The 21,783-nt window shown below is 72.9% G+C and carries 20 protein-coding genes and 6 tRNA genes; 6 read left to right on the top strand and 20 right to left on the bottom strand.

The features are described from left to right. The first annotated feature begins 35 nt into the window (after positions 1-35). Together CLV70_RS28040 and CLV70_RS28035 are read left to right on the top strand one after the other, a co-directional pair. Entirely contained in the window at positions 36-923 is an 888-nt protein-coding gene (locus CLV70_RS28040) for a LysR family transcriptional regulator (RefSeq protein WP_106129600.1), read from the top strand. A 65-nt stretch (positions 924-988) separates the two neighbouring features. Continuing rightward, positions 989-1,945: a MerR family transcriptional regulator gene (locus CLV70_RS28035; protein ID WP_106129599.1), complete on the top strand. Its 957-nt coding sequence runs from the start codon at positions 989-991 to the stop codon at positions 1,943-1,945. Between the two features lie 107 nt (positions 1,946-2,052). Here the strand turns inward: CLV70_RS28035 and CLV70_RS28030 are convergent. From CLV70_RS28030 to CLV70_RS28000, 9 genes are all read right to left on the bottom strand, one after another. Continuing rightward, positions 2,053-2,125 (bottom strand) — tRNA-Cys (locus CLV70_RS28030). Positions 2,126-2,133: 8 nt separating this feature from the next. After that, positions 2,134-2,206: transfer RNA gene (locus CLV70_RS28025), tRNA-Arg, on the bottom strand. 115 nt (positions 2,207-2,321) lie between these two features. Continuing rightward, positions 2,322-2,394 (bottom strand) — tRNA-Ala (locus tag CLV70_RS28020). Positions 2,395-2,414: 20 nt separating this feature from the next. Beyond that, positions 2,415-2,487, bottom strand: a tRNA-Leu gene (locus tag CLV70_RS28015). Positions 2,488-2,528: 41 nt separating this feature from the next. Continuing rightward, positions 2,529-2,602 (bottom strand) — tRNA-Leu (locus CLV70_RS39840). A gap of 112 nt (positions 2,603-2,714) precedes the next feature. Next, positions 2,715-2,837 carry a hypothetical protein gene (locus tag CLV70_RS41810; protein ID WP_281260495.1) on the bottom strand — a complete coding sequence of 41 codons (123 nt, stop codon included), beginning with the start codon at positions 2,835-2,837 and terminating at the stop codon, positions 2,715-2,717. A 93-nt stretch (positions 2,838-2,930) separates the two neighbouring features. Next, the gene (locus CLV70_RS28010; RefSeq protein ID WP_245908504.1) at positions 2,931-3,689 is read right to left on the bottom strand and encodes an alpha/beta fold hydrolase; all 759 of its coding nucleotides are present in this window, start codon (positions 3,687-3,689) and stop codon (positions 2,931-2,933) included. Positions 3,690-3,804: 115 nt separating this feature from the next. Next, on the bottom strand, positions 3,805-5,394 hold the full coding sequence (locus CLV70_RS28005) for a GGDEF domain-containing protein (protein ID WP_106129597.1): 1,590 nt from the start codon (positions 5,392-5,394) through the stop codon (positions 3,805-3,807). A gap of 113 nt (positions 5,395-5,507) precedes the next feature. Further along, positions 5,508-7,346 carry a fibronectin type III domain-containing protein gene (locus CLV70_RS28000; protein WP_158277836.1) on the bottom strand — a complete coding sequence of 613 codons (1,839 nt, stop codon included), beginning with the start codon at positions 7,344-7,346 and terminating at the stop codon, positions 5,508-5,510. A gap of 77 nt (positions 7,347-7,423) precedes the next feature. On the opposite strand from CLV70_RS28000, the gene CLV70_RS27995 reads away from it, so the two are divergent. After that, positions 7,424-8,314 carry a hypothetical protein gene (locus CLV70_RS27995; RefSeq protein WP_106129595.1) on the top strand — a complete coding sequence of 297 codons (891 nt, stop codon included), beginning with the start codon at positions 7,424-7,426 and terminating at the stop codon, positions 8,312-8,314. Between the two features lie 147 nt (positions 8,315-8,461). On the opposite strand, the gene CLV70_RS27990 is transcribed toward CLV70_RS27995, so the two are convergent. The 4 genes from CLV70_RS27990 to CLV70_RS27975 all read right to left on the bottom strand — a co-directional run bounded on the left by CLV70_RS27990 (position 8,462) and on the right by CLV70_RS27975 (position 11,168). After that, on the bottom strand, positions 8,462-8,647 hold the full coding sequence (locus tag CLV70_RS27990; protein ID WP_106129594.1) for a DUF4236 domain-containing protein: 186 nt from the start codon (positions 8,645-8,647) through the stop codon (positions 8,462-8,464). A 247-nt stretch (positions 8,648-8,894) separates the two neighbouring features. Next, entirely contained in the window at positions 8,895-9,350 is a 456-nt protein-coding gene (locus CLV70_RS27985) for an RrF2 family transcriptional regulator (protein ID WP_106129593.1), read from the bottom strand. Between the two features lie 275 nt (positions 9,351-9,625). Further along, positions 9,626-10,552 carry a helix-turn-helix transcriptional regulator gene (locus CLV70_RS27980; RefSeq protein WP_106129592.1) on the bottom strand — a complete coding sequence of 309 codons (927 nt, stop codon included), beginning with the start codon at positions 10,550-10,552 and terminating at the stop codon, positions 9,626-9,628. A gap of 184 nt (positions 10,553-10,736) precedes the next feature. Beyond that, positions 10,737-11,168 carry an SsgA family sporulation/cell division regulator gene (locus CLV70_RS27975; RefSeq protein ID WP_014446635.1) on the bottom strand — a complete coding sequence of 144 codons (432 nt, stop codon included), beginning with the start codon at positions 11,166-11,168 and terminating at the stop codon, positions 10,737-10,739. A 335-nt stretch (positions 11,169-11,503) separates the two neighbouring features. Here CLV70_RS27975 and CLV70_RS27970 point away from each other — a divergent pair, with 335 nt between their 5' ends. From CLV70_RS27970 to CLV70_RS27960, 3 genes are all read left to right on the top strand, one after another. Further along, positions 11,504-12,034 carry a TIGR02611 family protein gene (locus CLV70_RS27970; RefSeq protein ID WP_106129591.1) on the top strand — a complete coding sequence of 177 codons (531 nt, stop codon included), beginning with the start codon at positions 11,504-11,506 and terminating at the stop codon, positions 12,032-12,034. Positions 12,035-12,095: 61 nt separating this feature from the next. After that, positions 12,096-12,167: transfer RNA gene (locus CLV70_RS27965), tRNA-Val, on the top strand. Between the two features lie 573 nt (positions 12,168-12,740). Next, on the top strand, positions 12,741-14,891 hold the full coding sequence (locus CLV70_RS27960; RefSeq protein WP_106129590.1) for an MMPL family transporter: 2,151 nt from the start codon (positions 12,741-12,743) through the stop codon (positions 14,889-14,891). Between the two features lie 52 nt (positions 14,892-14,943). Here CLV70_RS27960 and CLV70_RS27955 read toward each other — a convergent pair whose 3' ends face one another. From CLV70_RS27955 to CLV70_RS27925, 7 genes are all read right to left on the bottom strand, one after another. After that, positions 14,944-16,353 (bottom strand): HAMP domain-containing sensor histidine kinase, encoded by a 1,410-nt coding sequence (locus CLV70_RS27955; protein ID WP_106129589.1) that lies wholly within the window; start codon positions 16,351-16,353, stop codon positions 14,944-14,946. Then, positions 16,350-17,033 carry a response regulator transcription factor gene (locus CLV70_RS27950; RefSeq protein ID WP_211303920.1) on the bottom strand — a complete coding sequence of 228 codons (684 nt, stop codon included), beginning with the start codon at positions 17,031-17,033 and terminating at the stop codon, positions 16,350-16,352. The genes CLV70_RS27955 and CLV70_RS27950 overlap by 4 nt, the downstream gene beginning before the upstream one ends. A 177-nt stretch (positions 17,034-17,210) precedes the next feature. Beyond that, complete coding sequence (locus CLV70_RS27945) at positions 17,211-18,188, bottom strand: ABC transporter permease subunit (protein ID WP_106129587.1); 978 nt, start codon at positions 18,186-18,188, stop codon at positions 17,211-17,213. Beyond that, positions 18,185-19,084 carry an ABC transporter ATP-binding protein gene (locus CLV70_RS27940; protein ID WP_106129586.1) on the bottom strand — a complete coding sequence of 300 codons (900 nt, stop codon included), beginning with the start codon at positions 19,082-19,084 and terminating at the stop codon, positions 18,185-18,187. The genes CLV70_RS27945 and CLV70_RS27940 overlap by 4 nt, the downstream gene beginning before the upstream one ends. Next, positions 19,081-19,476, bottom strand: coding sequence for a GntR family transcriptional regulator (locus tag CLV70_RS27935; RefSeq protein ID WP_106129585.1), 396 nt, complete (start codon positions 19,474-19,476; stop codon positions 19,081-19,083). Before CLV70_RS27935 ends, CLV70_RS27940 begins: the two co-directional genes overlap by 4 nt. Positions 19,477-19,523: 47 nt before the next feature. Further along, positions 19,524-20,318: an endonuclease/exonuclease/phosphatase family protein gene (locus CLV70_RS27930; protein ID WP_106129584.1), complete on the bottom strand. Its 795-nt coding sequence runs from the start codon at positions 20,316-20,318 to the stop codon at positions 19,524-19,526. Beyond that, positions 20,315-21,763, bottom strand: coding sequence for a phosphatase PAP2 family protein (locus CLV70_RS27925; RefSeq protein WP_106129583.1), 1,449 nt, complete (start codon positions 21,761-21,763; stop codon positions 20,315-20,317). Before CLV70_RS27925 ends, CLV70_RS27930 begins: the two co-directional genes overlap by 4 nt. Positions 21,764-21,783: the final 20 nt, after the last annotated feature.

The following is a 21,783-nucleotide window of genomic DNA, read 5'->3' as shown; positions in this document are numbered from 1 at the left end:
AGCGCATGTTGTGCCCCTAGCTAAAATGTGGAGTCATGCCGGATCTCGACCTGCGGTTGGTGCGGTATTTCACCGTCGTCGCCGGACACCAGCACATCGGCCGGGCAGCGGCCGAACTACACGTCGCGCAGCCCTCGCTGAGCCGGCAGATCCAGCGCCTCGAGGAGCAACTCGGCGTCCGGCTCTTCGACCGGAACGCCCACGGCAGCCGGCTCACCCCCGCCGGCCGCGTCTTCCTCGCCCAGGCGAAAGACCTGCTGGGCGCCGCCCGCCACGCCGTCACCAGCGTACGGGCGGCAGCGACGTCGGGAGCGATCACGATCGGCTACACGCCCGGCTTCACCATCACCCCGGCGGTCCGCGACCTGCGCGAGCGGTACCCCGCGGCGGAGATCCACACCCGCTACCTGACCTGGGAGGACAGCCGCTCCCTACAGGAGCACCGGGTGGACGTGGTGGTCTCCTGGCAACCGTTCGCGTTCCCCATCGAGGGCTGCCGCATCACGGTCCTCTACGACGATCCGCGGGTGCTCGTCGTCCCCCTGTCGCACCGCCTGGCGGGACGTGCCTCGGTCACCCTGGCCGACTTCGCCGACGAACCGATGGTGGACTTCGTCATTCCCGGCGCCACCGCGGAATGGCTGGCCTTCTGGTGGCCGCAGCGCCCGGACGGCGGCCGGCTCCTCGCCGGCCCACCCGTGCACACCGCCCAGGACAAATTCGAGCTCGTCGCGAGCGGCCGGGCCATCGCCATGCACCCGCGAGGAGACCAGCACATCCTCATCCGCCCCGACCTGACCACCATCCCGATCGACGGCATCGCACCCTGCCAGGCGGTGATGCTGACCCGCCCGGTCGACGACAACGCCCTGGTCGAGGAATTCAGGAAATCGGCCCAGACCTGCCTGCCCGCCCAGGACTAGCGTCCTCCACGGTTCGCTCGAAGGCGGTTGACTCTCCAGTCGCTTGAGACGCGATAGTGGCTGCCATGGAAGATACGTATTCGATCGGGGAGGTCGCCCGCCGTACCGGCCTCAGCGTCAGTGCGATCCGGTTCTACTCCGACGCGGGGATCGTCGCTCCCACCGGGCACACCGGAGCCGGCTACCGGCGCTACGACCTCCGTGCCGTCGCGGGCCTCGAACTGGTTCGTACCCTCCGGGAACTGGGCGCGAGCCTCGACGAGATCCGCCGGCTGCTGGCCGACAAGATCACGCTGCCGGAGCTCGCGACGGCCCACCTGGCCATCGTCGAAGGCCAGCTCAGCCGCTTCCAGGCCCGGCGGGCCGTCCTGCGGACCGTCGTCCGGCAGGGCGGCACGACCGCGCAGGTGAGCCTCATGCACAAGTTGGTGTCCATGTCCGACGACGCCCGGCTCCAGCTCATCGAGGAATTCTGGACCGATGTCACCGCCGGCCTCGAAGCGCAGGATTTCTTCGCCGGCCACCTCCGCCCGTGGTGGCCCCGCCTGCCGCCCGAGCCGACCTCCGGCCAACTCGAGGCCTGGATCGAACTCGCCGACCTGGTCCAGGACGCCGACTTCCGGGAGGCCGTCCGCCGATTCCTCGCCGAGACCTTCGCCGGGTCCGCGGACCCCGAGCGGGAGACCCTGCTGACGGATGACGACGTCGAGCAACAGGTCGCCTTCCTCACGGAAGCCAGGGCAGCCGCCGAAGCCGGCGTACCGGTCGACTCGCCCCGGGCCCGCGACCTCGCCAACCGCTGGGTGACCTGGATGGCCGCGCGCGCCGGCAACCAGAACTTCGCCGAAGTCCGGCGCCGGCTCATCGACGCCGACCCGAACCCGCACCTGATCCGGCATGCCGAACTGCTCGGCAGATACAGCTCCTTGACCGCCACGGTCAACGGCGCCCTACCACCGCAACCAACCGCCGCCCCCGCCTCAACCTGGCTCCACGCCGCCGCCGCGGCCCTGCCCCGATGATCGTCACCAGCAAGGTCGCGGGGAAACGGCTGGGCCGGCGGTGCTTGATCAGCGCGGCGGTTGAGCCGCCGATGCTCGCCTGCGCCACTGCGGATGGCGCATTCTCGAGGCCGTAGCCGGATTCGAACCGGCGTCCACCGCTTTGCAGGCGGTCCCCTGACCAGACTCGGGCATACGACCGTGGTGCGTGCCCCCGGCCGGGATCGGACCAGCGGCCCCCGGATCCGGAATCCGGTGCGCTGTCCGCCCGGCTACGAGGGCAAGTGCGCGTCCCTGGTGCCGACCCAGGTCTGCCCGGAGGCGGCGGGTTTACAGCCCGCTGGACGTGCCGCCGTCCACGACGCGCGTGCGGGGGATGAGCATGACTGTTTGCGCGTGGACCCGGCCGGAGTCGAACCGGCCACCTCCGCTGTGCGAGAGCGGCGCTCTACCAGATGAGCTACGAGCCCGAGGGGTGGTGCTGCGTGCGTACCCGGAGCGCGATTCGAACGCGCACTGGCGCCGTCCTGAGCGGCGTGCCTCTGCCGTTGGGCTACCCGGGTGTAAAGCCGGCGGCGGACGTGGAAACCGCCGCGCCGGCACGTGCCCTCGGCGCGATTCGAACGCGCACTGGCGACGTCCTCAACGTCGTGCCTCTGCCCGTTGGGCTACGAGGGCAGGTGATGTGCCATCCGCTGTGGAGTTCTCGATGGACGGGCCGGTCCCGGGACGGAAAAGCCGCCCGTTCCCGGATGCGGGAGGGCGGCGCGACGATCGCTAGTGGAGAGTACTAGCTGCGCCACCGGCCCAGGTCACGGTGATAGTCACCGCCGGCCAGGAAGCCGGCGCACGCCACGGCGACCCCGCCGCGCGGCGTCAGCCGCTGCGCTGCGATCGAGGTGTGCCACAACATGGTTGGTCTCCTGACCGTGGTCGGTTCGTCTCGGTGCCGATCACTACGGTAGGCCGCCCCACCGCGTCGGCAAACCCATTTATGGGGCGGCGATCACCCAGCCTTGCGGAAAGCAGTCGTCACCGCGGCGAGATGGGTGGCGATCGCGTCGGCGGCGGCCGGGCCCGCGGTCGTCAGGGCGTTGTGGGCGGCGCCCGGCAGGGTGACCGACACGCCGCCGGCGAGGCGTGCCACCTCGGTACGCCAGGCGAGCGGCGCCACCGGGTCCCGATCCCCGCCGAGCACCAGGGTGGGGGCGGCCACCCGGCGCAGGTCCGCCTCGATCCGGTTGTGCACGGAGTGCCCGAGCGTCGCCCAGACCCGCCACGGCCGCGCGTCCCACACGTCGCGGGCCAGGATCGCCGCCTGCCGCGGATCCTCGGCGAGCAGGTCGGCGCACCACCGGCCGGCCAGGCCGCGGCGGCTGCGGGCGGCCGGGTCCGCGGTGGGACTCGCCAGCACCAGCGCGGCCACCGCGTCCGGGCGCAGCACGGCCAGGGCCGCCGCGACCTCGGCGCCGAACGAGTGGCCGGCGACCGCCACCCCGGAGAGGCCGTGGTGGTCCAGCCAGGCCGAGAGGAACCGGGCGTGCAGGGACACGTCGAAGGCGATCGGCGGCTTGCTGCTGAGCCCGAAACCCGGCAGATCGGGTACGAGCACGGGATGCCGGCCGGCCAGCGCGTCCGCCGTGGGCATCAGGTAGCGGTGCGACACCGCCAGCCCGTGCAGCATCAGTACGGGCAGGCCGGTCCCGGGCTCGGCGGGGACGCGGGTGTGCGTGCGTACCCGGGCGACCGTGGACCACCGGCTCACCCAGCCTCGGCGGGATACGGCAGGGTCCTGGCCCGGCCCCGCAGGCCGGAGCAGGGGTCTCGGCGCGGACAGGGCGAGCGGCAGCATGCGCCGCTATTACCCGGCGCGGGGCGGATCAGACGTCGGCCACGACCCGGTCGCGGCCCTCGCGCTTGGCCACGTACAGGTTGCGGTCCGCCAGCGAGAGCAGCGACGACGGCGACCCGCGGCCGTCGTCCGAGGTCGTCACGCCGATGCTGGTGGTCACCGGGAGCGCGCCGGTGATCGGCTCCCACGCGTGCGCCCGGATCCGCAGCCGCAGCCGCTCGCACCGCTCGGCCGCCTCGTCCGCGGTCAGCCCCGGCATGATCAGCAGGAACTCCTCGCCGCCCATCCGCGCGGCGATCATCGGCCCGTGCACCGCCTCGAGCAGCAGCTGGGCGATCTGCTGCAGCACCACGTCGCCGGTGTGGTGGGACAGGGTGTCGTTGACCCGCTTGAAGTGGTCCAGGTCGAGGATGGCGAGCGACATCGGCGTACGCCGGACCAGCGCCTCACCCAGCAGCGCGGGCAGCCGCTCGTTGACGTACCGGCGGTTGTAGAGGCCGGTCAGGGCGTCGCGGTGGGCCATCTCCCGGAAGTGTTCGCTCGCGCGGCGCGCCTCCGTCGCCTCGAACACCGCCTGCAGCGCCCGGGCGCGGGCCTCCCGCTGCGCCGAGTGCAGGGCCGTCGCCGCCTTGTGGAACGCGCGGTGCTCCTCGTAGGCCTCCCGGAACCGGCCCGTGGTGGCGTAGAGGGCCGCCTGCTCCTCGCGGGCCTGTGCCCGTACGCGATCAAGACCGCGCTCCTCCGCCCACCGGACCGCCGCGTCCAGGGCTTCCTGGGCCGCCGCGTAGCGGTGCCCCAGGCGCCGCGCCTCGGCCAGGGTGAGCAGGCACACGGCCGGCGCGTCACCCTCGTGCATGTCGACCGTCGACTGACCGACGTCCAGCATGACGTGCAGCGTCTCCTCGGCCGCGTCGTAGTGACCGCTCATCATCTCGATGCGCGCGATGGTGTCCAGCTCGAGCGCGCTGAAGTTGCGCGGCCCGCGGGCCTGCACCTCGCGCATGTGCGCGACCAGTGCACGGGCGCCGGGCTCGTCCTCGTTCTCGTACGCCGTGTACGCCATGTTGTTGAGGATGTTGATGGTCAGATCGAGGTCCCCGAGGGCGGTGGCGATGCTCAGCGCCTCCCGGAAGCGCCGATCGCCCTCCGCGGTGGACCCGCTCTCGTCCAGCGCGACGGCGAGGGTCATCAGGTGCCGGGCCCGGATGCCCGGCGGCTCGTCGTCGGTGAGGTGCGCGACGCCCTGCACGGCGTGGGTGAGTCCCTCGGAGATGTCACCGACCTGGCGGTAGAAGTTCGACAGGACCCGGTGCGCCCGCGCCAGCAGGAAGGGGTGCTCGTGCTCCTGGGCCCAGGCGAGCACGTGGTGCGCCCACTGGCCGCCGCGCTCGGACCGGCCCGCGCGCGTCAGCACGTCGGCGCGCATCAGCTTCGCGCGCATCGCCAGGTCGTCGAGGCCCAGCGCGCAGGCCCGGCGCTCGACCGCCGCGGCGGGCGCGGCCACGCTGCGGAACTTGGACGCGGGCCGGGACTCCAGCTCGGCGAGGGTGGCCTCCAGCTGGGCGCGCTCGTCCACGACCAGGGCAGGCTCGGTCCCGGCTGCCGCCTCGGTGGTCACAAGCGCCCCGCCTCTCCCCGTCGGCCCCGGCGGGGTCCTCTGGCATCCGTCCCCGATCGGGTGGTGGCCGGAAACATTGAGGTGTTGCCGGGTTGCAGCTTGGTTGCCCGCACTCAGCGCCGGTTCGTGCAGGCCGGCCGGGAGGCGGCCACCTTGTCGACGGTGTAGACCACGGCGACCGTGAAGCAGTAGTCGAGCCGCTCGTTCAGCCCGTACACGACGTAGTCGGTGGTGCCGGCCGGCAACTGCTGGAACGCCCGCTGCTCCTGCCCCTCGCGGCCGCCGGAGATCAGCACCGGGCCCTCGGAACCTTTCGGGTAACGCCAGGTCAGCGACACGCTGTCGCGGTTGTCGCGCAGTTTGACCCCGATCGGGGCCAGCGGGTCGACGCTCACCTCCGGACTCGGCGCGGCGGTCGCGGCGGAACCCTGCGCGGGGCTGGTGGCCGCGGCGGGCGGTCCGGCCACGCCGCCGGCCCGGTCACCGCGGGGCAGGGTCACCGCGACGACGGCCGCCGCGGCGGCGACCCCGGCCACGACCACGGCGGCCAGGATGAAGGGCTGCCGGCTCGCGGGCCGGTCAGGAGCCTCGACGGGTACGGGCGGACGCTCGACGACCGGGGCGCTCGCCCGGTCCACGGGCAGCCGGGGGCCGGGCGGATACGCGTCCGGCATCGACGCGGCGACCGGCACGGAGTCCGGCGGGTACGGCCCCGGCGGCTCGGCCTCCCGCGGCGCCGCGTGCCCGTGGCCGGCCGGGCCGTACTCCTCCGGCGCCGCGGTCCCGTAGCCGGCCGGGCCTTGGTCTCCCGACGCCACCGTCCCGTGGCCGGCCGGGTCGTGCTCCTCCGGCGCCGCCGTCGCGTGGCCGGCCAGGCTCTGGGCCACCTGCCCCCGGGCCGGCCATTCGGCGGGGGGCGTCGGCAGCGCGCTCTCCTGCGGCGGCGCGGATCGCTGCGCCGGGGGGAAGTACACCGTGCCGGCCTGCGGCTCCGGCTCCTCCGGGTCGGGCGGCGCGGGTGCGGGAGACGTCAGCGGGAGCGGGACCGGCGGCTCCGGCCGGGCATGCCGTCCGGTCAGGTCACCGGGCGCCAGGTCGTCCATCGGCGGCGGCGTGCCGGGCGCGCCCCGGCTCGCGGGCACCCAGGGCTGCGGCACCGCGGGTGCGGCCCCCGCCGCCGGGGCCGGCTCGCGGCTCACCCCGGCGGCGGGGCCGTCCGGCAGCGGGCCCGCCGAGCGCTGCACCCGGCCGCACTGGTGCCGCCCGGAGACGGGACCGGTGGCGAGCCGCGCGATCTGCTGGGCCAGCGAATGGTCCGCCGGCAGGTAGCGGGCGCACAGCTCCTGCGCCAGCGCCAGGTGCTCCCCCGCCTCCCCGTCCCGCGCGCACTCCCGCTCCATCGCCCCCAGCCGGGCCAGCATCTTGATGCCGGCCGCGGAGTCGTCGCCGTGCACCTCCCGGTGCCGGGTCCAGGCGTCGGCGAGCCGGGCCCGCGCGGCGGTGCAGTGCCCGGCGGCGTGCTCGGCGGTCGCCAGGTCGGCCTCGGCGGCCAGCACCCGCGTCGACAGCGGCCCGTCCAGCGCCGTCAGCTCGGCGACCAGATCGTGGTAGAGCTGGGCGGCCCGGCCGAAGTTGCCCACCCGGTGCAGGACGGCGGCGTGCGTCGCGGCGGCGGCGATCGTCCGCTCGTCGTGCGGGCCGTGCAGCCGCTCCTCGGCCGCGTGCGCGAAGCCGGCCCAGATCCGTGCGGCGTGCGCGTCGCCGAGCGCGATGAGGATCCTGGCGTGCAGGGCCGCGGCGAGGGCGAGGTCCGGCGAGGCGCGTTGCGGGTCGGTCTCGGCCGGATCGAGCACGCCGTCGAGCACGGCCCGGGCGCCGGCGAGGTCGCCCTCGGCCGTCAACGTCTGCGCCTGAGCGGTGAGCGCGGCGAGCTGAGGGGGCACGTGCCTCATAGTGTCTGCTCGGACACCGTAGGTACAAGTCCTACGCCGCGTACCCTTTGTGCCCTCGCACACGGTAGAACACCGATATGAGCGCCAACAGCGTCGCCGCGGTCAAACGCGAAATTCTCGTCCGCCATCTCGAGGCCTGGGCCCCGGCCGCCCTCCACCGGGCCCGCCGGGCCGTCTACGCCCACGGGTACGCCGAGAGCACCCGCGAGCTCGCAGAGGCGGCCCTGGGTGTCTTCACCGAGCAGTCCGACCTGGTCAGGGGGCGGGAGCTGGCCATGGTCACGGTCGGCGCCGAACTCCGCACCGACGGAGACGGTGGGCTCGCCGCCGGCCTCAGCGTGCTGGGAGTGCCGGGGCCGACCGAGGCCACGTGGGCGGCGGCGCTGGGGGCGGCGGGTGCTCTGCGCGTACCCGTGCTGGGTTTCCTGGATTGCAGCGCCGCCGGCGGACCGCCCGGCCCGGACCTGCTCGCCGTCCTGGCCCGCGGAAAGCCGGCGGAGGCGCTGCTCGCGCTGCCGGGCGCGGTGCCGGTGCCACCGACCCGGGCCGCGCTCGCGGAGGCCGGGTTCCCGCTGGTCGCCGCGGTCGAACTCGCCGACTCGGACGCGCCGGGCGAGACCGTCGTGTACGCGACGACCCACAGCAAGAACCTCGAGGCGTTCAAGGACCTGCTCTGGGCCGTCGACGAGTACGCGGGCGTGCGCTACCGCGACCCGGGCGACCCGGAACGCCACCTGATCGACATCTCGCTCAGCCCGCACCCGGGGCCGCTGCGCCGCGAACTGCTCGCCCACCTGGCCGAGGTGGGCGAGGCGACGGTGACGGAGCTGCGCACGTACGCGCTGACCGAGACGGTGTACCGGGCGGCGGACGCCACCCGGGTCCTGCACACCCTGCTGGACGCCGGGACGGTGACCCGGCGCCCGGAACACGGCCGCCTGGGCGGCGACGTGACGATCTCGACCTGACCGCGCCCCACCGGCCGGGCCCGGCGGGGCCGGGTCACTGAGCGGGCCGGCTTTGCGCCGGCCGGCTTTGTGCCGACCGGCCTTGTGCCGACCGGCCTTGTGCCGACCGGCTTCAGGGCTGTCGGAGGGCGGCCGGTCGGGTGACGGTCAGGAGCGGGAGCTGGACTTGTCCTGCTTCCACGACAGCGGGCCGGGCAGGTCGACGCGGTGCGCCTTCGCCTTCGAGTTCCAGGACCAGCGGCCGATCTTGATGGTCCAGGAGGAGAGGCCCCGCTGCGTGAAGTTCAGGATCAGCGGACCGAACTTCTTGCGGCTGCGGTACATGATGCCCATCGGGGGCTCCTTCCGTGGATACGCCAGATGATCCAGGGATTCCCGATGACCGATTTTCCGAAACTCACCGCGGCGGCCGGGCGTTCCCGGCCGGGGCCGCCGGGCGTTCTCGGCCGGGGCCGCCGGGCGTTCTCGGCCCGGGCCGCCGGGCGTTCTCAGCCCGGGACGCCGGGCGTTCTCAGCCCGGGACGCCGGGCGTTCTCAGCCCGGGACGCCGGGCGTTCTCAGCCCGGGCCGCCGGGCGTTCTCAGCGGGGCTGCCAGGCGTCGGGGCGGGTGGTCAGCTTGCGGACGTGGGCCGGCATCCGGCCGCTGATCAGCTCGGCGAGGCTCACCTCGTCGACCACTTCGCGCACGGCGGAGCGTACGGCGACCCACAGGTTGGGGAGGTTCTCCGCCGCGCCCGAATACTGGGTCTCCTCCGGTCGCAGGCCCCGGACCCCCGCCAGCGGCCCGTCCACGGCCCGCAGGATCTGACCGATGGTCACGTCACGAGGGGACTGTGACAGCGTGTAGCCGCCTTCGGCCCCCCGCTGGGCTCGCACCACACCGGCACGGCGAAGATCCGCCAGGACGGCCTCGAGGAACTTCCTGGGCATGTTCTGGTCCTGGGCGATGGCCTGGGCGGACATCAGGGCCGGGTAGGCGTTGGCCAAGCTCAGCGCCGCCCGTACCGCGTAGTCGCCGCGCGCGGAGATCTGCACCCCACCATCATGCCGCGTCCGTGCTCGTGTCCCTCGTCCACCCCGGGAAATATGGGAATTCGGGCATCACGGAGCGTCAGCGTACGGTGGCATTTTCAGTCTTCCGGGGGTTGCGGAGCCGATTCGCCGGACTTCGGCGACCCGCCGCAGGGGCAGGCCGGCCACGACGGCCCGGCTTCGCGGGGCGGGGGCGGCCCGCCGGAGGGGCGGGCGAGCCACGACGGCCTGGCTTCGCGGGGCGGTGGCGACCCGCGGCTTCGCGGGGCGGTGGCGGGTCAGTCGGCGGCGAGGCGCTGGGTCGGGACCCGGGCGCCGATGTCCGGGGCGTCGTCCGCGGCCTCGGCCGACATCGGGCCCGCCGCCTCCGCGCGGAAGGCGCCCGGGCTCATCCCGGCCTCGCGGTGGAAGAAGCGGCCGAAGTTCGTCGGCTCCCCGAAGCCCAGCCGCCGACCGATCTCGGCGACGGACAGGTCCGTGCAGGCCAGCAGGCGGCGTGCCTCCAGGGCGACCCGGTCGTCGACGACCTGTTTCGCCGTACGCCCGGTCAGCGCCAGGCTCGCCCGGGTGAGGGTGCGCACCGAGCAGCCGATCCGGGCGGCGTAGTCCTCGACCCGGCGGCTCTGCGGATGACCGCCCTCCAGGTCGTGCTGGAACCGCGCGAACGTGCGCGCCTCCGAACTCGAGGTGAGCCCCCGGTCCTCGGCGCTGATCAGGGAGATCCGGAGCAGCACGACCGCGAGCTGGTGCCGCAGCAGCCCGGCCGCCACGGCGCCCGACGTGTGCCGGGCGCAGTCCACACCGAGCTGCGCCACCTCGGTGATCACCGCGTCCTCGTCCTCGCCGGCCAGCTGCCAGCGGGTCGGACCGGGAAGATCGTCCACGGGTACGCCGCTGACCTCGGCCGCCGACAGCAGGTCCCGGCTCCAGGTGACCAGGGACGCGTCGAGTCCGGGCTCCACGCCGAAGCGGAGCGCCTGACCCGGCCTGATCCACAGCAGCGTGCCCGGCCGTACGCGATGGGCGGTGAAGTCGATCTCCACCGTCCCGTGTCCGGCGGTGGTCAGGGCGAGCAGGTGGTACGGCAGCCGTCGCGGCCTCGGATGCTCTGCGGCAAAGTCGGTGCCGGACAGCGTGCACGTGCCCACGCCGGCCCATTGCGGGGCGGGCGCCGACCGGGTGCGGTGGTGTCCGGAGGTGACCATCGAGGGCGACGGTATCCGGCCGTGACCAGCGATGCACGTGGGAGACCCGAGGTCAGCGGATATCCGCCAGACGATCGGGAAATCGAGCATTGAAACGGGCAAAATAGACTTCAATGCGGAACGAAAAAGCGACCCGCGCGGACCGGCAGTGTCCGCACGGGTCGCCCCGTGAATTCCGTTGTCGCTATCGACCGGCCAGCAGCCGGTTGACCGCCGCGTCCACGTCCAGATGATCGGACTCCCGGCCCCGCGGAACCACCACATAGGTGCGCCGCAGGAACCGGACCAGAACGCTGCGTGGTACTTCGAACAGCGCATTGCCGTCGGGTGACGACAACGCCAGGGCCACGAAGTCGCCCCGCGGCGTGGCCCACGGCCACACCCGGACGTCCCCGATACCCGCGGGCTCGTCGAGCCCGGTCACGAGGAGTTCCCGCGCGAAGGACCAGCTCACGGCTTCCCCACCGGCTGATTCTGCGTGGAACAACACGTGGACCGCGTACGGGTCGGCTGGGTCGTACCGCAGGCTGGCACGCACGGGCAGAGCCGTGGCATCAGGCGCTACGAGCCGCAGCGATGTTTCGACCTCGACGGTCGTTGGACGAATGGTACTCATGGACGAACTCCCCCCGGCACCGCTGCGAGGCTGGTGAACCCCGCGTTTCCCATACTCAGGTGATCCCTGTCATTACGCTCCGCCATACGCTGATCTCACCCAGTAGTGGGAAGACGGTTCCGATAAGCTCTCCGAACGAGCCGGTAAACGGTATCTTGTCCTGTTCTGCCCAAGTACTCGGTTCCGCCCGGCGTCGGGTGGTCCAGCAGTTGACTCACTCCGGTAACGTCCATTCCTCCCGGGTAGTGACGGGGGAACGGAACACTGGGGGATGAAATGACCGGGAGCTCGAGATCTTTGCCGGGAAAGTGAATGAGATGTCCCAATCCGACCCCATGACCGATTCCCGCCCGCCGGGAGCTTCCGGTCCTGCCGCCGGCCCGCCCGGCGTCGCCCCCTCGGGCGCCGTCTCCGCTTCGGCCGGCGCCCCGGATGCCGCTTCGGCCACGCCTGACGCTGCTCCGGCCACGCTGGCCGGCGGTCACGGCCGCGTCAGCGGCTACCTCGACCGGATCCGCGCCAACCCCACCGGCCGGCTGGCCCTGCGCGTAGGCATCGGCATCCTCGGCGGCCTCGTCGTGGCGATCGGCATCGTCCTGATCCCCTTCCCGGGACCAGGCTGGGCCATCGTCATCCTCGGCCTCGCCATCTGGGCGGTCGAATTCGTCTGGGCCCGCCACCTCCTCCACTTCACCAAACGCCACGTCCAGTCCTGGACCCACTGGGTGCTCCGGCAGTCACTGCCGCTGCGAGCCCTGATCGGCCTGGCCGGCTTCATCTTCATCTCGGCGGTGGTCTGGCTGTCCGTCAAACTCACCATGGGCATAGACCTGGCCGTGAAGATCCGCGACTTCCTGACCGGCTGATGACCCGCCGACCCCGGATTCGCCCCCACCCCGGGTGGTCCGGTACAGTCTGTCGCGGCAAGGGCGATTAGCTCAGCGGGAGAGCGCTCCGTTCACACCGGAGAGGTCACTGGTTCGATCCCAGTATCGCCCACGAGCTTGGGGCGCCCCTGTCCGCGGAAAGCGCGGACAGGGGCGCTCGTTTTGTTGGCTCCGGGGGCCGAGCCCCCGGAAGCCCCGCGGTGCGGGGGTTGCGGGGGCGGGTCGCGTTGCGGTGGGGTGCGCGAGCGCTTCGCGCCGCGCTGGTGCGGGGGTGCGCGAGCGCTTCGCGCCGCGGAACGCGGAAGTGCGCGAACACTTCACGCGAGCGCCTTGCGCCGCGGTGACACGGAAGCACGCGAACCCCTCGCGCCGCGGAACGCGGGAGCACGCGAACACTTCACGCGAGCGCCTTGCGCCGCGGTGACACGGAAGCACGCGAACCCCTCGCGCCGCGGAACGCGGGAGCACGCGAACACTTCACGCGAGCGCCTTGCGCCGCGGTGACACGGAAGCACGCGAACCCCTCGCGCCGCGGGACGCGGTGGCGCGTGGGCGCTTCAGGGGAGCGGTGCGGGGTGCGGGGGCGCGGGGTGGGCGGTGGGGGCTTATTAATGGTCGTCTCAGATTCGATCGATAGGAAGCAGGCATCTGATTGGCGATGTGATTCGTGTGTAGGAGGCTTGTTATGGCAGTCGACGCAGCGCCGCCTGGGGACGTGCAGGGCGGTCGGTTGGCGGGCCGGTGGGTGCCGTGGGTGGTGATCGGGCTGTGGTTGGCGTTGGCGGCGGTCATGGTGCCGCTGAGCGGGAAGTTGAGTTCGGTCACGACCGACAGCGCCGTGGACACTCTGCCGGCGAGTGCCGAGTCCACCAAGGTCGCGATGCTGGAGGACAGTCTCCCCGGTGGCGAGGACAACATGTTCGTCTTCGTGTATCACCGCGCCGGCGGTCTGACCGCCGCCGACCGCGCGACGGTTGAGCGCCACTTCGAGACCCTGACCAAGCGGTACCCGCCGAAGACGGCGGCGGCCGGCGACGAGGACGACGAGGGTCCGGCGACGAGGGCCTCCGCCGACGGCAAGGCGATGATGTTCACCCTCGACGTGAGCACGACCTACGGCCCGCCGGAGGAAATCGTCGGCCCGCTGCGGGACACCGCGAAGGACCGCCCCGCCGGTCTGGAACTGGAGGTGACCGGCCCGGCCGCGGTCGACGGCGACATGGACGCCATCTTCGACGGCATCGACCTGCAGGTCTTCCTCACCACCGTCCTCGTGGTCACGGTCCTGCTCATCCTCACCTACCGCAGCCCGCTGCTGTGGTTCATCCCGCTGGTGGTCGTGGGCGCGGCCGCGCTGACCTCGATGGCGACCGTCTACCTGCTCGTCAAGGGCTTCGGCATCGTGGTCAACGACCAGAACTCGGCGCTGCTGACGATCCTGGTGTTCGGCGTCGGCACGGACTACGCGCTGTTGCTCATCGCCCGGTACCGGGAATCGTTGCACCACCACGAGAACGTCCGGGTGGCGATGGTCCACGCGCTACGGAGCGCGGCGCCGGCCATCATCGCGTCCGCGGCCACCGTCGTCGCCGGCCTGCTCTGCCTGCTCGTCGCGGACCTCAACAGCACCAGCGGGCTGGGCCCGATCGGTGCCGCCGGCATCCTGTGCGCGCTGGTGGCCATGCTGACGCTGTTCCCGGCGGTGCTCGTCGTGCTCGGCAGGCGGATCTTCTGGCCGGCCATCCCGCGGTTCAGCACGGCCATGACGGAGAAGCCCGGTCTGTGGGGACGGCTCGGCACCGCCATCAGCCGCCGCCGGTGGGTGGCGACCATCGGCTCGTTCGGCGTCCTCGGTGTGCTCGCCCTCGGGTTGGCGGGCAACACCGGCGCCCTGCGGGAGCAGGACCAGTTCCTGTCCGCGCCGGAGTCGGTCACCGGCTTCACCGTTCTGCGCCAGCACTTCCCGGAGCTCGGCGGCCAGCCGATGACGATCTTCGCCCGGCCGGCGCACCAGGATCGGGTGCTCGCCGTCGTCAAGGACACCCGCGGCGTGGCCATGGCCGTCCCGGAGCAGACCAGCGGTGGCTGGGCCAACATCTCCGTGTTCCCGACGGACGCGCCGGACACCGTCGCGGAGTACGACACGATCAAGCGGGTGCGTGCCGCCGTGCACGCGGTGAGCGGGGCCGAGGCGATCGTCGGCGGGCCGAGTGCGGAGAACCTCGACACCGAGGTGACCACACGCCGCGACGAGAAGCTGGTGATCCCGCTGGTGCTCGCCGTCGTCCTGATCGTCCTCGGGCTGCTGCTGCGCGCGATCGTGGCCCCGCTGATCCTGATGGCCACCGTGATCGTCTCGTTCGCCGCGGCCTTCGGCGGCAGCGTGTTCGTCTTCGACACGATCCTCGGGTTCGAGGGCATCGACTATTCGGTGCCACTGCTGGCCTTCATGTTCCTGGTGGCGCTCGGCGTCGACTACAACATCTTCCTGGCCAGCCGGGCCCGGGAGGAGACCGTACGCCTCGGCACCAGGGAGGGCATGCTCAAGGCCCTCTCCGCCACCGGTGGCGTCATCACCTCGGCGGGCCTGGTCCTGGCGGCCACGTTCGCGGTCCTCGCCACGCTTCCGCTGGTGATGCTGGTCGAGGTCGGGTTCCTGGTCGCCTTCGGCGTGCTGCTCGACGCCCTGCTGGTGCGGTCGGTCCTGGTGCCCGCCCTCACCCTGCTGATCGGCCGGCGGATGTGGTGGCCGAGCCGGCTGTCCCGGCCCGCGGTGGAGCCGCCGACCGGACGGCACTCGCTCGCCGACCGGGAGGAGCCCGTCCTGCAACGGTGAGCACGGCAGCACGACGAGATCCGGTACGGGCCAGGCGCCCGTACCGGATTCTTCATGGGCTCGCCGGGGCCGCGGCCGGAAGGTCGAGCCGGAGCAGCGCGCCACCGCGTGCGGAGCGGGCGACGGTTGCCCGGCCGCCGTGGGCGTCGACGACCCGCTGCACGATCGACAGCCCGAGGCCGGATCCCGGCAACGCCCGGGCGCTGTCGGCACGGTAGAACCGGTCGAACACCCGCGGTACGTCGGCGGCGTCGATGCCCGGCCCGCCGTCGTCGACCTCGACCACCGCCGACGCGCCCTCGGCCCGGAGCCGTACCTGGACCGGCTGGTCCGCGGGGGACCACTTGCCGGCGTTGTCGATGAGGTTGAGCACCGCCCGCTGCAGCGCAGCGGGGCGCCCGCTCACCCACACGGAGGCCACGTCGATCGCGATCTCGATGTCGGGTACGCGGGAACGCGCGCGCGTCGCGGCGGCCAGCACCACGTCGGCGAGGTCGAACAGTTCGGTGCTCTCGTCGGTGACGTCGCCACGCGCCAGGTCCGTCAGCTCAGCGGCGAGGGTGCTCAGCTCGGCCACCTGGGCGCCGAGGTCGTTGAGCAGCCGGGTCCGGCTCTCCGCCGGCAGTGCGCTGTCCAGGGTGCCGCGCCGATCGAGCCGGATCAGCAGCTCGACGTTGAGGCGCAGGCTGGTGAGCGGGGTCTTGAGCTCGTGGGCGGCGTCCTCGGCGAGCAGCCGCTGGGCCCGCCGGGAGTCCCGGAGCGCGGCGAGCATGTCGTTGATCGCCTGGATCAGCCGGCGGATCTCCCCACCGCCCTCATCGGGGATGTCGGCGTCGAGGTCCCGGGTGCGAGCGACACGCACCGCGGCGGCGGTCAGCCGGTCGATCGGCGCCAGCCCGGTCCGTGCCACGGTCCGCCCGACGAGGGCGCCGCCGCCCGCGCAGAACAGCCCGATCAGCAGCATGCCGAACCCGAACTGGTTGATCGGGCCGTCGTCGGCGAGGTCGGCCACCTGGACCGCACCGTCGGCCGCCCGCAGCGTGTAGACGCGGTAGCCGTCGTCCCAGTCGGTCGACTCCAGCAGGTCGGCCGGCCCGCCCTGCGCCACGCGCCCGGCGCGCTCGCTGACGGAGGGCAGAGCGGGTTGGCCGGCCGGCGTCCGGGTCGAGCCGTCGGGCAGGATGATCCGCACCAGCCGGCCCGATCCGGGGTACGGCGGCAGCTCGACCCGCGCCAGGCCGGTGCGCTCCGCGGTCGTCGCCAGCACGCGGGCGTCGGCGCGCAACTGAGTCTCGGCGGTGTCCCGCAGCTTCCGGTCCATCAGCTCGCTGGCCACCTGGAAAGCCACGAACACGCTGGCCGCGATGGCCGTCGCCGCGATCACCGTCAGCCGGGTACGCAGGGACTGCCGGCGCCACCACCGGGTCAGCCGGCGCGGTTCCCGGCCGCCGGCCCGGCTCACGGAGGAGTCTCCCGCAACGTGTATCCCAGGCCGCGCAGCGTGTAGATCAATCGCGACTCCCCCTCGGCCTCCATCTTGCGGCGCAGGTAGCTCACGTACACCTGGAGGTTGTTGGCGGTGGCGCTCATGTCGAAGCCCCAGATCGCCTCGAACAGCGCGTCGCGGGTCAGGACCCGGGTCGCGTTGCGCATGAGGACCTGCAGGAGGGAGAACTCGGTCCGGGTCAGGCGCAGCGGCCGCCCGCCACGCCACGCCTCGAACCTGTCGGGATCGAGCCGGACGTCGGCGAACGAGAGGATCTGCGACTCCCCCTCGACCGGCGTACGCCGGCGCAGCAGGGCCCGCACCCGCGCCAGCAACTCCTCGGTGGCGAACGGCTTGGGCAGGTAGTCGTCGGCCCCCGCGTCCAGCCCCGCGACCCGGTCGGAGACCTGATCCCGGGCGGTCAGCATCAGCACCGGCAGGTCCCGCCCCGCGGCCCGCAACCGCCGGCAGGTCTCCAGCCCGCCGAGGCGGGGCATCATCACGTCGAGGATCAGCAGATCCAGCGCGTCACCGGCGGCCCCGTCGACCGCGTCGAGCACGGCGAGACCGTTGGCGACGGCGCTGGTGTCGTAACCCTCGACCTGAAGCACCCGCTCCAGCGACTCACGGATGGCCCCCTCGTCGTCCGCGATCATGATCCGCACGCCGGCCCGCTCCTTCCCCGTCGATGAATCAGCCGCCCATCGTCCCCGGTGAACCTGAGACCAGCATTAAAGCGTCGCCGCGCCGGTCCATCGGCGGACATCGGATCGCCAGCATCGCACGCGGCAACCGGACCCGAGATTCTTTGCGTGAGCGCACGACCGCTGGCGCTAGATCATGCGGCGTCGTACCCGCAGGACCACGACGGCGATCAGGATCGCCGCCACGGCGACGAACACGGCCGCCTCGATGAGCTGGAACGTCCAGAACCGGTCCGCCGGGTGGTAGACACCGAACTGCTGGATGCCGCGGGCGTGCAGGAACTGGTTGAGGTTGGTGCCGGCCCGGTCGGCGGCGGCCTCCAGCTCGGCGAACTCGGCCGAGGTCAGCCTGCGCCCGGTGGCGTCCGCGTACCCGTGTTCGATCGTCCAGTCGGCGAAGCCGGTCACGGGCCGGCGCCCCGCCTGGGCCTGCGAGCCGCCCGCGGGAACCGGCTCCATGGCGGTGAGCGGGGTGGCGTACGCGGGACGGGCCAGCAGCGCCACCGACATCCGGGCGGCGAGGAACGCCCCGAACGCGACGCCGAACGCGGGCAGGCCGCGGCGCAGGATCGCCCCGGCGGCGGTGGCGAGGCCGAACGCGAACAGCGCGTACGCCACCGGCACCAGCCCCTCCAGGTCGAAGGCGTCGTACTGGAACCGCCCCTCCCACGCGTCGAACGGCTGGCGGAACCAGGTGAGGACCGCGGTGAACACCCCGGTGAGCACGACGGTGACGCCGGCCAGCGCCGCCAGTTTGGCCGCCAGCCAGCGCATCCGTGGCACGGCCTGCGTCCAGGCGAGCTGCCAGGTGCCGTCCTCCAGTTCGCGGGCGAGGAGCGGGGCACCGAGGAACGCACCGATGACGACGGGGACCAGGTAAAAGGCCGCCAGGAGGTTCTCGACGTACCCGTAACCCTCGTCGAGCCGGCGGAAGGAGGCCGTGCAGGCGTCGCTGATGCCGGCCTCTCCCGCACACCGGGCGGGACCGCCGGGGAACAGCTCGTGGGCCTGCGTCCCGAGCGCGAGCAGGGCCGCGCCGAACAGGCCGACGAGCAGGCCGAGGGCGCAGACCTCGGTCCGGTGCTGGCGCCAGATCAACCACGTCATGCCTTCACCCCCGGCGCGACCGCGGCGCCCGGCCCGGGCGGCCGTCGCAGGTACGCCAGCACCAGGTCCTCCAGCGCGACCGGCCGGGCCTGCCACCCGGGCGCGGCCGGGAGAGCACCGTCGCGTACGAGCAGGGTCGTGTGCCGGTCGCTGTGGACGGCCTCCACGACGGTGCCGGCCCGGTCGAGGTCGGTGGCCGTACGCGGACCGACGAGCAGCCGGTGCTCGGCGAGGAGCGTGTCGATGTCGCCGGTGAGCGTGACCCGCCCCCGGTTGAGCACGACCAGGTGGTCGCAGACGCGCTCGAGCTCGTGCACGACGTGGGAGGAGAACAGGACGGTGACCCCGCCTTCGGCCACCGCGCCCATGAGGACCTGAAGGAACTCGTGCCGGGCCAGCGGGTCGAGGCTCGCCACCGGCTCGTCGAGCACGAGCAGGTCCGGCCGCTTCGCCAGGGCCAGGGCCAGCGCGACCTGCGCCTGCTGCCCGCCGGAGAGCGTGCCGGCCCTGCGGTCGAGCGGGATGCCCAGCCTCGCCAGCCGGTGCTCCGCCAGCTCCTGGTCGAACCGCAGGTTGCAGGCCCGGCCGAAGCGGAGCATCTCGGCGACGGTGAAGCGCTTGTACAGCGGGTGGTCCTGGGCCAGGAAGCCGATCCGGGAGAGGGTCTGCGGGGTGCTGGCGGTGACGTCGTGGCCGAGGACCTCCACCGTGCCGGTGCTCGGCGCCAGCAGCCCGACGATCAGGCGCAGCAGCGTGGTCTTGCCCGCGCCGTTCGGCCCGACCAGGGCGATCACGCCGCCCGCGGGCAGGGCCAGGGTGCAGTCGCGCAGGGCCCAGCCCTTCCGGTACCGCTTGCCCACACCGTCGGTGCGCAGCGCGAACCCGGCCGCTGTCACGCCACGTCCTCGTTCTTCGCCTGCTGGTGAACGGACGTGAACAGCGCCTCGATCGCCTGCTCGTCGAGGCCGGCCGCGTAGGCGCGGCGCAACCAGGTCGCCAGGCCGCGGCGCAGGGACGTGTACGTCGAGGCCGACATCGCGGCCGACTGCTGCTCGTCGACGAACGTGCCCTGCCCGGGCCGCCCGGTGACCAGGTTCTCCTGCTCCATCTGCCGGTACGCCTTGGCGACGGTGTTCGGATTGATCGCCAGGTCCTCGACCACCTCGCGGATGAGCGGAAGCCGGTCACCGGGTTGGAGAAAACCCAGCAGCACCGCCTGGCGGACCTGCTGGACGAGCTGCAGGTACGGCGGCACGCCGGAGTGGGTGTCGAGCCGGAACACGAACATGACGAAGCCTCTCTGCTTTCCTAGTAACATAGTAAAGCAGGGGCCGCTCAACGCGGTTTCGAGAGCTCCAGGTCGACCGCGAGGGGGTAGTGGTCCGAGGCCCACTCCGTCTCGTCGCCGCGGATCACCCGGGCCCGGGACGCGCGGGCGGCGAGTTCCGGGCGGGCCATCAGGTAGTCGAGGCGCATTCCGGCGTTGGAGAATTCGTGGCCGCCGCCGCGGGTGGTCGGCACGGTGAGGCCGTCGCCCTCTCCCGCCGTACGCCAGACGTCGACGAAGCCGGCCGCCCGCAGCGCGCCGATCGCCGCGGTGTCGGGGTGGCCGTCGCGGCCGAGGTGGCGGCGGCGGTAGGGCTCGGGGAGCCGGGCGAGGCGCTCGGCGTGGGCGGTGTCCGGGTCGAGCGCGTTCAGGTCGCCGGCGATCAGGGTGAGCGGCGCCCGGTAGCGGTGGGCCAGCCAGGAGGCCTCGCGCCGCCGGCGGTGCGGGCGGAACGGGTTGAGGTGGGTGCTGACCACGGTGAGCGGGCCGGCGCCGGTGGGCACCTCGGCGACGGCCGCCGCGTGGTGCAGGCGCCAGCGGACCGCCGCGCGGCGCGCGATGGTCAGCGGCGGGCGTACCAGGACGGCGACCGGCTGGCCGAAGACCGACGGCGCGAGGTGCGCGACCATGCCGAGGGTGTCCGCGACCTCGCGCATCCGGCGGCCGTCGTGGCGCTGGAAGTCACGCAGTTCCTGGAGGGCGGCGATGTCCGGGCGCTCGCGGGCCAGCAGGGACACGATCGCGTCGAGCCGGCCGCCGCCCCCGCCGGTTCTGATGTTCCAGGTCAGCAGCTTGAGGGTCATGCCGCCGGTCCCCGCGAGGGTTGGTCGTTCGGGCGGATCGCGAAGTACAGCGCGGTCAGCCAGGCGGCGGTGAGCACCCCCGCGCCCAGCATGTCGGTCGGGTGGTGCATGCCGCGGTACATCCGGGACACGGCCACGCCGAGCGGCATGATGACGGCGAGCGCCACGAAGATCCAGCGCCACCAGAACTGCCGCAGGCGCGGGACGAGCAGGATGGCGATGGCGACGTAGAGGCACATGGTCGCGGCGATGTGGCCGGACGGGAACGACGAGGTGGGCAGCTTGCCGTCGAGCTGTTCGACCGGGGGACGCGGGCGCCCGACGGCGGCGGCCGTGCACAGGAAGAGGGTCAGCTCGCCGAGCATGGCCAGGACGATGTAGAGCACCATCCGCCAGTGCCGCCAGACGGCCAGCGCGATCGGGCCGAAGACCAGGGAGACGAGCAGGATGGCGTGTGTGTCCCCGGCCTTGCTCCAGGCGTAGCTGACGTCGTCCCAGACCGGGGTGCGGAAGCCCTGCAGCCACCGCGGCACGCCGTCGTCGAGGTTCCGCAGCCCGGCGGGCAGGTGATGGGTCAGCGTCCAGCCCAGCGCGTACAGCACGCCGAAGGTGAGGGCCCAGCCGACCACGATCTGCATCGCGCCCGCCCACGGGTGGGGCAGCAGCCGCTCGGCCGGGTCGCCGGGCCGCACGTCGGCGGCGGCCTCCGGCTCCAGGCCCTCCTCCAGCGGCACGTCCGGCTTCCCGGTCTCGCGGCGCCAGACCCGGAAGGCGTACGCGGTGACGCCCAGCCACGCCGCGCCGAGCAGCCAGCCGGCCAGCACGTCGGACACGTAGTGCACGCCCAGCGCGATCCGGGTCAGCCCGATCGCGGCGACGAGCAGCGCCACCGCGCCGATGAACCATTTGCGGCGCCTCGCCGAGACGGCCGGGAGGAAGACGAGCAGCAGCGCGCCGTACACGATGGTCGAGCCGAGGGCGTGGCCGCTCGGGAAGCTGTTGCCCGGCGCCTGGGCCACCGGGAGGTCGACGACCGGGCGGACCCGGGCCACCAGCGCCTTGAGCGACGGGTCGAGCAGCAGCGCGCCCACGCCGGTGATCACCAGGTAGACGGCGAGCCGGATCCGGCGGCGGATGAGCAGCGCGACCACCGTGATGGTGACCAGGCCGAACATGATGGTCCGGCCGCCGAGGCGGGTGACCGACTCCAGCGCCGAGACCAGCCCCGGGCGCGGGGCGACCAGCCGGTTGAGGCCGTCGGCGACCCCGTGGTCGAGCCGTTCCAGCGGACCCCAGTTCAGGCGTACGAGCAGCAGGAGCACGCCGAAGCCGAGTCCCAGCGCGATGACCACGAGCAGGCCGGCCACGCTGCGCCCGGCGAAATGCGCGAGCGGGCGGCGTACGGGTGCCTCGGCGGCCGTTCTCTCCTGCTGCTCGATCACCATGCGGGGCTCCTGGAACTCGG

It is taken from the genome of Pseudosporangium ferrugineum (genome assembly GCF_003002065.1).
GTDB classification, from domain to species: domain Bacteria; phylum Actinomycetota; class Actinomycetes; order Mycobacteriales; family Micromonosporaceae; genus Actinoplanes; species Actinoplanes ferrugineus_A.
This window is presented reverse-complemented; position numbering and strand designations above follow the sequence as displayed.